Below are 14,591 nucleotides of genomic sequence, written 5' to 3'. Positions count from 1 at the left end.
AAGGAGTTTTCATGGAACATGTAATTTCTGGCGTAGCGAAGTTTCAGAAGGAAGTCTTCCCGTCAAAGCAGGAGCGTTTTTCCAAGCTGGCGGATGGCCAGAATCCCGAGGTCTTGTTCATCACTTGTGCGGACTCCCGTATTGACCCGAACCTGGTAACCCAGACTGAGCCGGGTGAACTGTTTATCTGCCGCAACGCCGGCAATGTCGTGCCTCCCCACAGCAGCCAGACTGGTGGTATGACGGCATCGATCGAATTTGCCGTGGCGGCGCTGGGTGTGTCCCATATCGTGGTTTGTGGTCACACCGATTGCGGTGCCATGAAGGGCGCGATTGCGCCGGAAAAACTGGAAACCCTGCCGCACGTCAAGGAGTGGCTGGGCCACTGCCGTTCTGCCACGGAAGTGGTGCGCGGTCGTCACGGTGATCTGTGTACTGATCACCTGGACGAAGTAACTGCGGAAAACGTCATTCAGCAGCTGCAACACCTGCGTACCCACCCTGCGGTAGCCAACGGTATCGCCAATGGTGGAATCACCCTGCATGGCTGGGTGTACAACATCGGTAGTGGTGAGGTGTTGTGCTTCGACGAAGAGACTCGCGAATTCAAGCCGATGGAAGAGCGTTACCGCTCCCTGTTCGGTGAGTTGCCAGAAGCGGTAACCGGTGGAGCTTGTGGCGCCTGAGGCGCCAAAACTCTGTCGCACGATATTTTATTGCCTGGATTGGTAGCGTTTTTGCAGGGAAGTTGAGTAGTTTCAAGAAGGTTTAGCTGTCATGAAGTTTGATTTAACCAATTTGCGCGGCGACATTACCGGCGGTATTACCGCCGGTGTTGTTGCGTTGCCCCTGGCGTTAGCCCTGGGCGTGGCCTCGGGTCTCGGCCCTATGGCCGGTATGTATGGTGCAATTGCCGTAGGCTTTTTTGCTGCGCTGTTTGGCGGTACCGGCCCGCAGATTTCCGGGCCAACTGGTCCGATGGTGGTGGTGCTGGCGGGGCTGTTTGCCAGTCTGTCTGGCGATGCTTCCCTGATTTTTACCGCGGTGATTCTGGCGGGTGCCCTGCAGGTCGCCTTTGGTGTGCTTGGGGTCGGCCACTATATCCGGCTGGTACCTTACCCGGTGATCTCCGGTTTTATGACCGGTATCGGTGTGATCATCATTATCCTGCAGTTGAACCCATTGCTGGGGCATGCTTCCCCTAGCGGGACTCTTGGTGCCCTGGGTAATGTACCCGAGGCGCTGTCGGACATTCACCCTGCCAACCTGCTGTTGGGCCTTGCCACATTGGCGATGGTTTACCTGTGGCCGGCAAAATGGGGGCGCTTTGTGCCTGCTCCGCTGGCTGCGCTGGTAGTGGGTACCGTCATTGCCTTTTTTGCGCTGAACGTACCTGTTCTCGGCAGTATTCCCACCGGTTTGCCGGAACTCCATATGCCGGTATTTGGTGGTGACCAGATGATGCTGGTTATCGAGGCGGCCATTATCCTGGCTGTTTTGGGATCCCTGGACAGCCTGCTGACCTCACTCGTAGCGGACAACATGACCCGCACCCGGCACCACAGTAATAAAGAGCTGATCGGGCAGGGTATTGGTAATGCCGCGGCGGGCTTTATCGGTGGTATTGCCGGTGCCGGTGCCACCATGCGGACTGTGGTCAATATCCGCTCCGGTGGCCAGACCCGCATTTCCGGCATGGTGCACTCGCTGGTGCTGCTGGCGGTAGCGCTGGGGTTAGGGCCTTTGGCCGAAAACATTCCCCAGGCAGTACTGGCCGGTATCCTGGTGAAAGTCGGTCTCGACATCATCGACTGGAAATACCTGAAGCGCGCCCACCAGGGCCCTCGCTGGGACCTGTTGCTGATGGTGCTGGTGCTGGGTATGACCGTATTTGTCGACTTGATTACTGCAGTAGGTGTTGGTGTGGTGCTGGCAGCCCTGGCTTACGTGAAGCAGGTGGCAAGCCTGCAGATCGAGCGTCTGCGCAACCTGCCTGAGCATCTCGACAGTGAAGAAGACAAGGCAATTTTGCAGCGCAATCGCGACCGTATCGCGCTGTTTGAATTCAGCGGGCCTCTGAGCTTCGGCGCTGCGGCCGATCTCGGTCACCATGTCCGCGAGCAGAGTGCGTCAGGCTCCAAGGTGTTGATTCTGGACTTCTCCGCAATGCCGTTCCTGGACCTGTCGGCTGCCATGGCGGTGGAAACCATTGCCTCCGATGCTCGGGATAGTGGCAAGCAGCTATTCCTCGCAGGGATGAATGAAGAGGTGGAAAAGGTGCTCAAGGGCCTGAACGGACGCGTGCCAGCCAATAGCAGCTTCGCGGATCGGAGTGAGGCGCTTAAGGCGGCTGAGGCGGCACTGCAAGTGCCGGCTTCAGGAGCCACTGGCGGCCTGTCAGCTGCTGCCAGCTAACCGGTCCTTGTCTTGCGGCGCTGAAGTTTAAGTGGTGCCGCATAACCCGTGTCAGGGTTGTTGCCGGAAGTGGTGGCAACTCATGCGCGGTAAAAATGCCGCGAGGAGTTCTGTAGAGCACTCCTTGCGGCATTTTTTATTGGGCTTGATTTTTGGGCTTGATTTTTGGGCATGGTTTTTGGGTGTCGTTTTTGGGTGTGGTTTATTCGATCCCGCTAACGCTGCTCACCACCGCTCGCGGTGCCAGTTCTTCAAGAATGTCTTCCAGATCTATCAGTGCCCAGCAGGGGCGGGCGCCAGGGGCGCGATAGTGACCCCGCACTATTTTTCTCGCCATGGCCGCGGCAGGCGCCGCCGGTATCCAGGGGCCGTCACCATTCAGTCCCAGAATCTCCCAGCGTAAACGATATGCCCCCTGGGCTTTCGCTCCTTTGTCTGTCGCTTCTCCATCCTCAATTTTGAGTCCGGTGATGTCCAGTTGCATACCGCCGTGGTCACTGCCACCTGGCCAGTGTGCAGCCAGCCAATGGCCGATACGAGCCATCAGCGGGCGCGGGGCGGGGAAATAAGTGGGCAAATCCAGTCGCGCCAATCGGGCGCATAGCGCCAGTCCAAACTGGAGGGGGGCTGGCTGCACTCCGGTACCGAAGCGCAAGTCCTGAACCTGTGGCAGCTGCTCAGGGATCAGGCGCAAGTCCGGGACCTCAAAGTTGCACACCCAGCGAGGTCCGACCGGGTGGCCGATCTCGACCTTCCGGAGTTCATCGCCCACGTATGTGCTCATGATGGCGCCGTTGCGGGGGGTACCGAACTTTTGGCCCAGGGATTCCAGTCCGGAGCGCACGGTGGCCAGTCCGCGGCGAATTCGGTGCGCGGGTGCGATGCTGATCTCGATACTGTGAATTTTTGAAAAGCTGGGGCTGAGGGCGGCGATGACCGCCGAGCTGAGGGCGGGCAGGGTGCTCGCACCACTGACTACACTGCAGTTTGCCGCGCGAGCGGCGGCGTCCAGTTCGCGGATGCCGCATACAAGGTCGGCGCTGTCGGCGATATCCAGGTAGTGAATGCCGTTCTCGATACAGGCATTGGCCACATGGAAGCTCTGCGCCTTAAATGGGCCTGCGCAGTGAATCAGTAAAAGTAGGTTGAGGCCGCGCAGCTGTGCTGCCAGATTGATCGAGTCGTGCTCTAGTCGCAACCCTTCGATATTGGCGTCGGGATATTGTTGTTGCAGGCGGTTGGCGAGGAGTTCGGCTTTGAAGCGGTCATGGCCGCCAATAAGGATCTGGATATCGGGTTCAGTGGCGAGCATTTCGGCAACGCGGCTGCCAAATTCCCCGTATCCACCGAGTATCAATACCCGTTTGTGCAGCGTTTTTAATGGTGACAAATGGTTGGCTCCTGATCCCTGGCGCGCTGATGGTCAATTCGCTTTGGGCTAGTCTGCCGTGGGCCAGTGGATCAGTTCAAGTCCATTTTTGTCGGCGCGGATACACCAGCCCTGGTCGCCCCAGTCTCCCAGCACGATGCGCTCGGCGGCCTGGCCGTCGATGGTCAGCGGGTGGCGGGCAGGGCGGTGGGTGTGGCCGTGAATCAGGGTGTGGACCTGATGCTTGCGCATTTCCCCCATCACTTCGTCCGGCGTCACATCCATGATGTCTTCCGCCTTGCGGCTATTCATGGATTTGGAGACGGCGCGAATCTGGGCGGCGATCTGGCGGCGCTCTTCCAGGGGCTTGGCAAGCAGGGCCTGCTGCCATTGCGGGTTGCGTGCCTGTTGCCGGAAGGCCATGTATTCCTGGTCCAGCGTACACAGGCTGTCGCCGTGCATCAGCAGGACCGGGCTGCCGGCCAGCTCGACCAGGCTTGGATCTGGGAGCAGGGTGGCTCCGCAGCGTTGGGCGTAGTCTTCGCCCAGTAGGAAGTCCCGGTTGCCATGCATCAGGTAGAGGGCGGTCCCCTTGTCGCTGTATTGGCGGAGTTGGCGCGCAACTTCGTCAGCCAGGGGGGCATCGTCGTCATCGCCGATCCATACTTCGAAAAAGTCGCCGAGGATGTACAGGGCTTCGGCATTGGCCGCCTCACCCTTGAGGAACGCGAAAAAGGCTCGGGTGATGTCCGGGCGGGTTTCGTCCAGGTGCAGGTCTGAAATCAGGTAGGTCGCCACTGGTTACTTTGCTCCGCCCGTTCGGCCCGATTACTTGTCTGCGTAGGCGTCAGAAACGGATACGCCAGTGATTTCAATGGTTTCGGTCGGTACGTCCTGGTGGAAGCCGTTGCTGCCGGTGGCAACTTCCTTGATCTTGTTGACCACGTCCATGCCTTCGACGACTTTGCCGAAAACGCAGTAGCCCCAACCTTGCGCATCCTTGGAGCGGAAGTTCAGGAAGTCGTTGTCGTTCACGTTGATGAAAAATTGCGCAGTGGCGGAGTGCGGATCCATGGTGCGGGCCATGGCCAGGGTGCCGGTGTCGTTTTTGAGGCCGTTGTCGGCTTCGTTTTCTACCGGGTCACGGGTCGCTTTTTGATCCATGTTCGGGGTCATGCCGCCGCCCTGGATCATGAAGTTGTTGATTACCCGGTGAAAGATGGTGCCGGTATAGAAGTCGTCGCGGCAGTATTGCAGGAAGTTGGCGGCGGACTTGGGCGCCTTGTCAAAATCCAGCTCAATGTTGATATCGCCGTAAGTGGTGTGCAAAGTGATCATAAAATGTCCTTTCCGGGGTCGGTTTGGGGCGGCATGATACTCTGTTCACAGACCGACGCAAACCGCACCGGCTCGCGACATAGAAGCAATGAAAACCCCATGCGGCGGCAGTCATCTGCGTTATAATCCGCCGCTTACTTCGAGTAGTTGATTTTAGAGAAAGCTATGACATCCGAGAGCAAGCCCGCTCACTTTTTACAGAATATCATCCGCGAAGATCTGACCGAGGGTCGTGTCAGTCAGCTGACCACCCGTTTTCCGCCAGAGCCCAACGGCTACCTGCATATCGGTCACGCCAAGTCTATCTGCCTGAATTTTGGCCTAGCCAAGGAGTTTGGCGGTCAGTGCAACCTGCGCTTTGATGACACCAACCCGGCAAAAGAAGAAGAGGAATACGTAGACGCGATCAAGCGTGACGTCTCCTGGCTGGGCTTCGAGTGGGCAGGGGATGTCAAGTACACCTCGGATTATTTCGACCAGCTGCACCAGTGGGCCATCTACCTGATCGAGCAGGGCAAGGCGTATGTCTGCGACCTGTCCCCGGATGAGGCGCGCGCGCACCGCGGCACCTTGAAAGAGCCGGGCAAAAACAGCCCCTACCGTGACCGCTCTGTGGCCGAGAACCAGGATCTGTTTACCCGCATGACTGCTGGTGAATTTGATGAGGGCAGCTGCAGCCTGCGCGCCAAGATTGATATGGCGGCGCCGAATATCAATTTGCGCGACCCGATTATCTACCGCATCAAGAAAATTGCTCACCACCAGACCGGTGACAAATGGTGCGTGTATCCGAGCTACGACTTTGCTCACGGTCAATCCGATGCGCTGGAAGGGATCAGCCACTCCATCTGTACCCTGGAGTTCGAAGACCACAAGCCGCTGTACGACTGGTTTATTGAAAACCTGCCGGTACCTGCGCGCCCGCGCCAGTACGAATTTGCGCGTCTGCACCTGAACTACACGGTCGTGTCCAAGCGCAAGCTGAAGCAGCTGGTGGACGAAGGTTTTGTAGATGGATGGGACGACCCCCGTATGCCGACCATTTCAGGCCTGCGTCGCCGTGGTGTTACACCTGCAGCGATCCGCCAGTTTTGCGAGATGATCGGGGTAACCCGCGCCGACTCCACGGTGGATGTGGGAATGCTGGAATATGCTATCCGCGACGACCTGGACAAGAATGCACCCCGCGCCATGTGCGTGATGGAGCCGCTCAAGGTCACCCTGACCAACTACCCGGAAGGTCAGCAGGAAATGTTGAGTGCTCCCGGTCACCCGGTGCGCGACGACCTGCCAGCGCGGGAGCTGCCGTTCACCCGCACGGTGTATATCGAGCAGGAAGACTTCCGCGAGGAAGCGAACAAGAAATACAAGCGTCTGGTACTGGGCAAAAAAGTGCGTCTGCGCAATGCCTATGTGATTCAGGCAGATGAAGTCATCAAAAACGATGCCGGCGATATTGTCGAGATCCTGTGTTCCGTGGATTTGGATACCCTGGGCAAAGACCCCGCTGACGGCGTCAAGCCAAAAGGCGTAATCCACTGGGTGTCTGCGGACAATAATGTAGACTGCGAGGTGCGCCTGTACGATCGCCTGTTTAATGACGAGTCACCGGATGTAGGCGACAAGAATTTCCTCGAGTCGGTAAACCCGGACAACCTCCAGATTCTTTCGGGTTGTAAAGCCGAGATCGGCCTGGCTGAAGCCCAGCCGGAAAAGGGCTACCAGTTCGAACGCAACGGTTATTTTTGTCGCGACAGCAAGTTCGGCACCCCGGAAAAGCCCGTGTTCAACCGCACCATCGGCCTGCGGGATTCCTGGGCGAAAGAGCAGAACAAGTAGTTTCGGGACAAGTTAGCTGGAACCTTCGCAAATAAGTTAGCGAGATAAGTCGCAACTTCCCAAGGTGGGTAGGCGCAGCCTACCCACCGGATCACTACCAGAATAGATAGCGGAAAGAGATGTCTCTCAAGCTCCATAACACCTTCTCCGGTGAAAAAGAAATCTTTACACCCCTGCAGGAAAACCGTGTGCGCATGTACGTGTGCGGCCCCACGGTCTACAACCGTGTGCATATCGGCAACGCCCGCCCGGTGGTTGTCTTCGATACTCTTTATCGGGTACTGAAGACTCTATACAGTGATGTGGTCTATGCGCGCAATATCACCGATATTGACGACAAGATCATGAAAGCGGCGCGGGAAAACGGCGAGGAAATTGCCGCACTCAGCGCGCGCTTCGCGCAGGCCTATGTGGAGGATATGCAGGCGCTTAACAACCTGCAGCCGGACGTCACTCCCTATGCCACCGAGCACCTGCCGGAAATGATCGCCATGATCGAAAGTCTGGTGGAAAAAGGGCATGCATACGCAGCGGAAGGGCATGTGCTCTTCGCCGTGGAATCCATGGACGGCTATGGCCAGCTTTCCAAGCGTTCCCTGGACGATATGCTTGCCGGTGCGCGGGTAGAAGTCGCGCCTTACAAAAAGTATGCCGGTGATTTCGTGCTCTGGAAGCCGTCTTCCGATGACGAGCCCGGCTGGGATAGCCCTTGGGGCCGCGGACGCCCGGGCTGGCACCTTGAATGTTCGGCAATGATCAAAAAGCACCTCGGGGATACCATTGATATCCACGGTGGTGGTCGCGACCTGACCTTCCCGCACCACGAAAATGAGCGCGCACAAAGCTGCTGTGCCAATGGCGTGGATTTTGTGCGCTACTGGATGCACAACGGTTACGTAAACATCGATGGCGAAAAGATGTCCAAATCCTTGGGCAACTTTCGTATGGTGAACGACCTGCTGACGCAATACCCCGGTGAGGTTCTGCGTTTTGCGCTGCTGTCGGCCCACTATCGCTCAGAACTGAACTTCAGCGCAGATCTGCTGGATCAGGCCTGGCGCACCCTGGATGGCCTCTACGGCGCCTTGCGTGAGAGCCAGTCAGTGGAACCCGCAACGGCAGATTTGACTGGCTCTGCATTTTTGGCTGCGCTGCACGATGACCTGAACACGCCCATCGCAATCAGTGAGTTGCACCAGCTGGCCAAGGAACTGAACAAAGCGGAAAGTGCAGATCAGGCGCTACTCAAAGGGCAGCTGCTTGCCGCGGGTGCGTTGCTGGGTATCCTGCAGCAGGACCCGGAAGCCTGGTTCAAGCAATCCCGGGGTGGGGACGAAATCAGTGAGTCGGAGATCGAGGCCCTGATTGCCGAGCGTCAGCAGAGTAAAAAGGATAAGAACTACGGCCGTGCTGATGAGATTCGTCAGGAATTGAAAGCCAAAGGCGTAGTGCTGGAAGACAGCCGCGAAGGCACCAAGTGGCGCAGGGAGTAATCCCTCGCCGCCACTGCCAATAAACATCGACAAAATATCAGCGGATAACAACATGAAAAATTTACTGACCATTCTCACTGCCACTATCGCTGTCCTGACCCTCACCGCCTGTGAACCCAAGCGCGGATCCGATGCCTGGTGCAAGAAAATGGACGGAATCCCCAAGGGGGAGTGGAGCTTCAATGACGCTGGTGATTACACCAAATACTGTGTGCTGAACCAGAAGCCTGAAGACAAGTAAGCGTCAGCTCCAAGGAAAACTGCCCGTTGTTTTTTGCAGATTCCTATCAGCACTTTTTCCGACCGCTCACCGGTAAGTACCGGGAGCAGGTGGTGGAATGCCTGCGCCTGTTGTATGAGCGGCTGTATACCGCCAAGGCCGACTACGGCGAGTCGCTGACGCGCGAGCAGATCCTGGAGACCTTTGCCGAAGCGCTCACCCGCGCCCCGCAGCTGGACAGCGACGGTGGCGCCGAGCCGGAAGGGCGCTTCCGCAATTTGCGCGAGCAATCCGTCTGGGTACTCAATACCCTGGTGGAGTTTGGCTGGCTGGAAAAGTTGGTCGACAGCGCTACCCTGACGGTTTCCTTTCCCTTCAGCCGCCGTGGCCGTCTGCTCACCCAGCCGATGGTGGAGCTGAACAGCACTCGCGTGCGCACCCGGCACCGCAATACCCGCAATACCCTCAATGCGCTGGAAGCCTTTGCCAGCCGCGGTGAAGTCTATGATCTGATCGATGCCTGGGAGTATTCCGAGCGTATCGTGGCGGATTTCACCGATATGATCGCCGAGCTGGAAGAGCGCAAGCGTGAACTGGTGCGGGAAGTGGAGGCGCAGATCCTGGTTCAGCAGGCCACGGATGAATTCTTCTCGTTCATGGAAAGCCGTTTCCAACCGGATCTGGCCATTCGTCTCTCTGCCGATAGCGTAGAGAAGCACCGCGATAGTATCACTCGGGTTATTACCCTGATCCGCCGCAAAGACAATGCAAAGAAAGCGGAGTGGGAGCGACGCCTGCGCCAGCAATTGCCAGAGCTGCACGTGGAAACTCAGTCCATTCTCTGGTTGATGCTGGACACCATTGAAGATCGCATGCGCCGCGCCTGTGAAGTCAAACTGCCTGCATTGCGCCACGCGCTGCACGGTTTCACCAAACGCGCGGAAATTATCATCCGCCAGCTGAGCTACCTGCAAAGTACCAGTGAGGGAGCCTTCACGGATCTCTGCAAAGATCTGGGTGAATCACCACAGCGAGACCAATTACTGTCAGCACTTGGCGATCAACTTTCCGCATTCCAGCTGCGGTTGTTTGATCCGCGCCAGGCGGTGTTGTGGCAGCGCAACCGCCGCCAGCCGGTCAACACGCTGGTTGAGGATGATGTCCCCATGACCGACGACGGCCAGCGGGAAGTGGTGTTGCAACAGCTGCTGGATCAGGCGTTCAATTTCAATAGTAGCGATTTACGCAATTATCTGGCGACGGCCCTTGGCCGTGGCCAACGGGTAAACAGTCGCGACCTGCCATTGCGGGATGCCCGCGATCTGTTGGCCATGAGTCACGCCCTGGAAGCGGCCGCCGTGTCACAGGATGGCAGCGGGCCTTTTGTGCAGGTGACCTTCACCGGTGAGAAGGCCAGCAATGACTATTTTGCAGAATTTGATGAGTACTCCCTTGAGTTAAAAGGGGAGCAAAAAGAAGAGTGAACAGGTCGTGATTGAACAGGCTCTCGAAGAAGCCCTGGCCCAGTGCCGGGTGACCCGCAACGAGTTTTCGGAATTGCTGGTGCGGCTGTTGGATTACGGGGTGATCTGCCGCGACGAAAGCAATGTGGAAACCCTGCTTTACGACCGCTTCCAGCGCTGTGAGGCATTGATCCGGGAGTGGTTGGCGCCTCTGGGGCTGCGCCTGCAGCACGATAGCCGCTTCCAGTTTATCCGTGTCTATCCGCCGGGGGCAGAAGTGCCCGGAATGCCGGATCAGGAGGAGCCTCATCACGGCGGCTTCCGTGCACGCCTCAGTCAGCAGGAAGTGGCGGCAATTCTGGTACTGCGTGTTGAATACGACAAGTCTCTGCGGGAAGGGCAGGTAGACGACCAGGGCTGCGTAGCTTTGACCCTGGAAGCACTGGAGCTGGGTTTGCGCAACCTGCTGAAAATGTCACTGCCCGACAAACTCGCAGAGCGTAAGCAATTGTTGAAAAAACTGCGGCAGTTGCGCCTGATCCAGTTCAATGGTGAAGACAGCGAAGCGGTGGCAGAGACCCTGCTGCGGGTACGGCCTACCGTCGCGCAGTTTGTTAGTGAGACTGCACTGCAGCAATTGCTGGATACGCCGGAAGCATCCGACGTTGGCCAGGACAGTGTGGCGGCAGTGGAAAGAATTACCCCGGCCAGTGAAGATCACAGCCTGTTCGCTGCAGAATCCGAGTCCTGAGGTGCAAGCCCGGGGCAAGACAGTATAAATACACCTATTTCTCGAGCGCACGAAACGTATGTTTCTGAAGAAACTCATCCTGATCAATTGGGGCAATATTCCACAACTGGAATACGACTTTGGCCCCATCAACCTGTTTTCCGGTGGCAATGGCTCGGGTAAAACCACGGCGGCAGATGCGATCCAGACGCTGATGACCGCAGCCCACGATACCCTGTTCACCTTCAACCCCGGTCAGGACGAAACCACGCAGCGTGGTCGCGGCGGTAAACAAGTTCGTACGCTGGCCTCTTATGTACTCGGTTGTGACGATGGCAGCTACGCCCGCCTGCAGCCGACGGACTGCTATATTGCTGGCAATTTTTATCCCACCGAGGGCGAGGATGGTGAGCCGTTTACCGCCATCATGGCCATCCGTGCCCATCTGGATACCAGCACCAAGCCTGCGCAGGCGCGTCAGGACAGCCTCAAGTTTTTCCTGATCCCTGGCGAGCAACTGGCGCTGGGCGACTTCGTCAAAGAATATAAAGATGGCAAACATCTGTTGCCGTTGGACAAATTTTACAGTGTCGTCAGCAAACAGTTCGAGAAGGTCGAGCAGTACGATAAAAAGAAAGCCTACCTGCGACGCCTCTACGGTGCCCTGCGGGGGCGCAAAGATGCGGTTCCAGACCGCGAGGCGACCCATGCTGCGCGCACGTTTGCCAATTTCATGGCGTACAAGCCTGTAAAAAGCATTAACGATTTTGTTGCACAGGAAGTGTTGGAAAAACGCGACCTGGGCGAGGCCATTCGCTCCGTTTCCGAACTGATGAAAACCATCCATGGAATGGAGCAGGAGGCGCGCGAAATCGTTGACCGGGTAGATGCACTGCAACGCATCGCGGAAACCGCTGACCTGTACAGCGAGCAGTGGCGTCAATTGCGTGTGCAGGAGTACCTGCAGGCCAAGCACCAGCAGCTGCGTGTACAGAAAACCTACCTGCAAGGCAAAAATCGCCAGAAAGATACCCGTGCAGAACTGGAGCGCACCGCGCAGGAAATTCAGCAGTCGGAACACCGTACCCGAAGTTTGAGTGAGCAGTTGGTAGCAGTGCAGGCTCAGCGCCAGGGGATCGCCGCGCTGCGCAGCAAAGATGAACTGGATCAGAAGATTACCGCAGCAAACCGGAGTCTTTCATCCCTGGCAGCGCCGCTGGCAGCGCAGCAGCAGTTGTTCGCAGCGAACCAGTCTGCCGCCAGCGATTTGCTGTCACTATTGGCCAGTACTTCGGTTTCCCTGGAGATCCCTGCTTTTAGTGATGGGAGCTTGCTGAAGTCGCTCAAAGCCGTAGGGCGGGGTGACGATCTGCCGCAACTCGAGGGCCTACTGGGTAAGGACTGGATCGACCTTTCTGCCCAGGAGTCGGTACGCGATCAGGTGGTCGCTGCAGAGACCTTGCAAAACCGTCTGGTGCAGCAACTGACTGCGGCGGATGCCGGTGAGGTCACTCTGCGCGACCAGGTCAATGAACTGGTGTCCCGCGGTGAGCTGAAAGTGCAGCAGTTACAAAAGCAGCTGCACGGGCAGGAATCCCGGATTCACCATTTGCAATCCAATCGCGTCCGCTACCCGCAATATGTAGACCAGGCGCTGGCTGCAATCCGCGAACAGTGCCCGCAGGCCGAGCCGCAGGTGCTGTGTGATTTTGTCGAAGTGCTGGATGAGCGCTGGCAGATGGCGGTCGAAGGTTACCTCGGCGGGGCGCGTTTCTCGATCATCGTTGACGCGGATTACGAGGCAGAAGCCATTAGCATTGTGCGGGCCATGCCCGGGCGGAGTAACCGGGCCCGCGTAATCCAGGGCGACAAGGCCAGGCGCGATGCCGAGCGTATGGAAGCGCCGAAGCAATCCATCATTGATTTGATGTCCTTCAGTCACAAAACCGCCGAGTATTACCTGCGCGCCTCATACGGCACTGTGCTGCAGGTGCGTGATGCCCAGGAGCTGCGCAGTACCCGGCGTGGCTTGACCGCCGAAGGCTTGGCGAGCGGCAATTACAGTATGTGGCGCTGTGACGTGGATGACAGCGAACTGGTATTTGGGCAGGGTGCCCGCGCCAGAGCGCTGGCAGCACAAGAGAAGGCGTTGCGTCGCCTGCTGACGGAGGCCGCCCAGGTCAATGAGCAGCAACAGCAGCTGCGCCAGCTCGCACACGCGGTGCGCAGCTTTACTGCCTTGCAATTACTGGAATCCGTGGATGCGGCGCTGAATGCCCTGCGCCAGCGACGCAATGCGGAGCAGGCCCTGGGCAACCTGGATCTGGACGACGGTCTGGAGCTGGAGCAACAGGCCAATGCGCTGCATGAAAAGCTGGAAGCGGAGCGACAGCAGGGCGCCAGCCTGCAGAAGCTTGCGGGCAAGCTGGAAACCAATCTCGATAATATTGGCAAGCAATTGCATGCACTTGCCGCGCAGCTCGATCAGCTCGATGAATCGCTGTCGGACTGCGAGGCCGGGGTGCAGCGTATTGTTCAGATCGCCCCCGATTTTGATGCGGAAGCCACCCTGCAGCTGGCCGATGACCAGGCGGCTCAGGCGGGGGACGGGTTCGACTTCTCCCAGGATATCGCCGAGTGGCAGGGGCTGTTGCAGAAATACAGTCATCAGCTATTGAAAGGGGTGATGGACTACAACAGTAGCTGCAGCACCGGGGATACCCTCGCATTCGACCCGGACTTTGCCAGCGGCCACAGTGAGGGGCAGTTCAAGCTGGTCTGCCAGTTGGTGGATCAAGTGACGGCGTTGCGCAATCGCCTCAAGAACAACCTGCTGGTGGATCGCCACGAGCAACTGTTGGGCTTGAAGAAATCCTTCAATACCACTTTCGTTACTCACCTGTGCCACGCGATCTATCAGTCGATCAACGACGGTAAGCGGGTGCTGGACGACCTGAACCAGGAGCTGGAGCACCACCGCTTTGGTGCCGACCGAGAGCGTTTCCGCTTCGATTACCGCTGGGTTCCTGAATTCAAGGAATACTGGAGCTTCTTCAAGGCAGTGATCGAATTGCCAAATCTGGGGGAAGAGCAGAGCCTGTTTGACGCGGATCTTTCGGTCAAGCACCGGCAGGTGCGTGACAAGCTGTTGGCGATGTTACTGAGTGAGGATGAGCAGCTCGCCCGTCGAGAGCTGGATCGCATCAGCGACTACCGCAACTACCGCAACTACGAAATCTACAAAGAGCCTCAAGGCAAAGAGCCGATCGCCCTCAGTCAGTACGGTACTGGCTCCGGTGGCCAGTTGGAAACGCCGGCCTATATCATCCGCTCCGCCGCAGTTACCTCGGCCTTCCGTTTTAACGATGGCAACAGTCACCTGAAAATGGTGCTGGTAGACGAGGCCTTCTCGAAAATGGACGAATCCCGCTCCCGGGAGGTGATCCGTTACCTGACCGAGACCCTTGGGCTGCAGCTGCTGTTTATCATGCCCAGCAGTAAATCCGGTCCTTTTATGGACCTGATTTCCAACCAGTTCGTATTCAGCAAATGTCCGGCAGCAAAGCCGATCGGTGAGCTGAATACCCGGGTTTACGTCGACCGTAAAGTCTGCAACCAGGAAAAGATTGCCAAACTGTGGGCCAATCACCGCCGGACAATTCGCCAGCAGGCGAGCCTGGAGTTTCTCGACCTGGTGGATGAACAGACTCCTTGATTCGCTAAG

Annotated in this window: 11 protein-coding genes; 8 read left to right on the top strand and 3 right to left on the bottom strand. The window is 57.6% G+C overall.

Annotation, left to right across the window (positions count from 1 at the left end; all coding sequences use genetic code 11):
- The first annotated feature begins 11 nt into the window (after positions 1 to 11).
- Together GRX76_RS13875 and GRX76_RS13870 are read left to right on the top strand one after the other, a co-directional pair.
- Positions 12 to 686, top strand: coding sequence for a carbonic anhydrase (locus GRX76_RS13875; protein ID WP_160153860.1), 675 nt, complete (start codon positions 12 to 14; stop codon positions 684 to 686).
- 91 nt (positions 687 to 777) lie between these two features.
- On the top strand, positions 778 to 2,415 hold the full coding sequence (locus GRX76_RS13870; protein WP_160153859.1) for a SulP family inorganic anion transporter: 1,638 nt from the start codon (positions 778 to 780) through the stop codon (positions 2,413 to 2,415).
- 202 nt (positions 2,416 to 2,617) lie between these two features.
- On the opposite strand, the gene GRX76_RS13865 is transcribed toward GRX76_RS13870, so the two are convergent.
- From GRX76_RS13865 to GRX76_RS13855, 3 genes are read right to left on the bottom strand one after another with little or no spacing between them, the layout of a single operon-like run.
- On the bottom strand, positions 2,618 to 3,805 hold the full coding sequence (locus GRX76_RS13865; RefSeq protein WP_160153858.1) for a saccharopine dehydrogenase NADP-binding domain-containing protein: 1,188 nt from the start codon (positions 3,803 to 3,805) through the stop codon (positions 2,618 to 2,620).
- 48 nt (positions 3,806 to 3,853) lie between these two features.
- Complete coding sequence (locus tag GRX76_RS13860) at positions 3,854 to 4,582, bottom strand: UDP-2,3-diacylglucosamine diphosphatase (protein ID WP_160153857.1); 729 nt, start codon at positions 4,580 to 4,582, stop codon at positions 3,854 to 3,856.
- Between the two features lie 30 nt (positions 4,583 to 4,612).
- Positions 4,613 to 5,122: a peptidylprolyl isomerase gene (locus GRX76_RS13855; RefSeq protein WP_160153856.1), complete on the bottom strand. Its 510-nt coding sequence runs from the start codon at positions 5,120 to 5,122 to the stop codon at positions 4,613 to 4,615.
- A gap of 165 nt (positions 5,123 to 5,287) precedes the next feature.
- On the opposite strand from GRX76_RS13855, the gene GRX76_RS13850 reads away from it, so the two are divergent.
- The 6 genes from GRX76_RS13850 to GRX76_RS13825 all read left to right on the top strand — a co-directional run bounded on the left by GRX76_RS13850 (position 5,288) and on the right by GRX76_RS13825 (position 14,582).
- On the top strand, positions 5,288 to 6,961 hold the full coding sequence (locus tag GRX76_RS13850; protein WP_160153855.1) for a glutamine--tRNA ligase/YqeY domain fusion protein: 1,674 nt from the start codon (positions 5,288 to 5,290) through the stop codon (positions 6,959 to 6,961).
- A gap of 119 nt (positions 6,962 to 7,080) precedes the next feature.
- Positions 7,081 to 8,454 (top strand): cysteine--tRNA ligase, encoded by a 1,374-nt coding sequence (cysS, locus tag GRX76_RS13845; RefSeq protein ID WP_160153854.1) that lies wholly within the window; start codon positions 7,081 to 7,083, stop codon positions 8,452 to 8,454.
- Between the two features lie 52 nt (positions 8,455 to 8,506).
- Positions 8,507 to 8,695 carry a DUF3012 domain-containing protein gene (locus GRX76_RS13840; RefSeq protein WP_160153853.1) on the top strand — a complete coding sequence of 63 codons (189 nt, stop codon included), beginning with the start codon at positions 8,507 to 8,509 and terminating at the stop codon, positions 8,693 to 8,695.
- Positions 8,696 to 8,721: 26 nt separating this feature from the next.
- A complete protein-coding gene (locus GRX76_RS13835; protein WP_160153852.1) occupies positions 8,722 to 10,158 on the top strand; it encodes a Wadjet anti-phage system protein JetA family protein in 1,437 nt (478 codons plus the stop codon).
- Positions 10,159 to 10,165: 7 nt separating this feature from the next.
- On the top strand, positions 10,166 to 10,888 hold the full coding sequence (locus GRX76_RS13830) for a DUF4194 domain-containing protein (protein WP_160153851.1): 723 nt from the start codon (positions 10,166 to 10,168) through the stop codon (positions 10,886 to 10,888).
- Positions 10,889 to 10,946: 58 nt separating this feature from the next.
- Positions 10,947 to 14,582: an ATP-binding protein gene (locus tag GRX76_RS13825; RefSeq protein WP_160153850.1), complete on the top strand. Its 3,636-nt coding sequence runs from the start codon at positions 10,947 to 10,949 to the stop codon at positions 14,580 to 14,582.
- Positions 14,583 to 14,591 lie beyond the last annotated feature (9 nt).

The sequence above is a fragment of the Microbulbifer sp. ALW1 genome (genome assembly GCF_009903625.1).
In the GTDB taxonomy this organism is placed as follows: Bacteria; Pseudomonadota; Gammaproteobacteria; order Pseudomonadales; family Cellvibrionaceae; genus Microbulbifer.
This window is presented reverse-complemented; position numbering and strand designations above follow the sequence as displayed.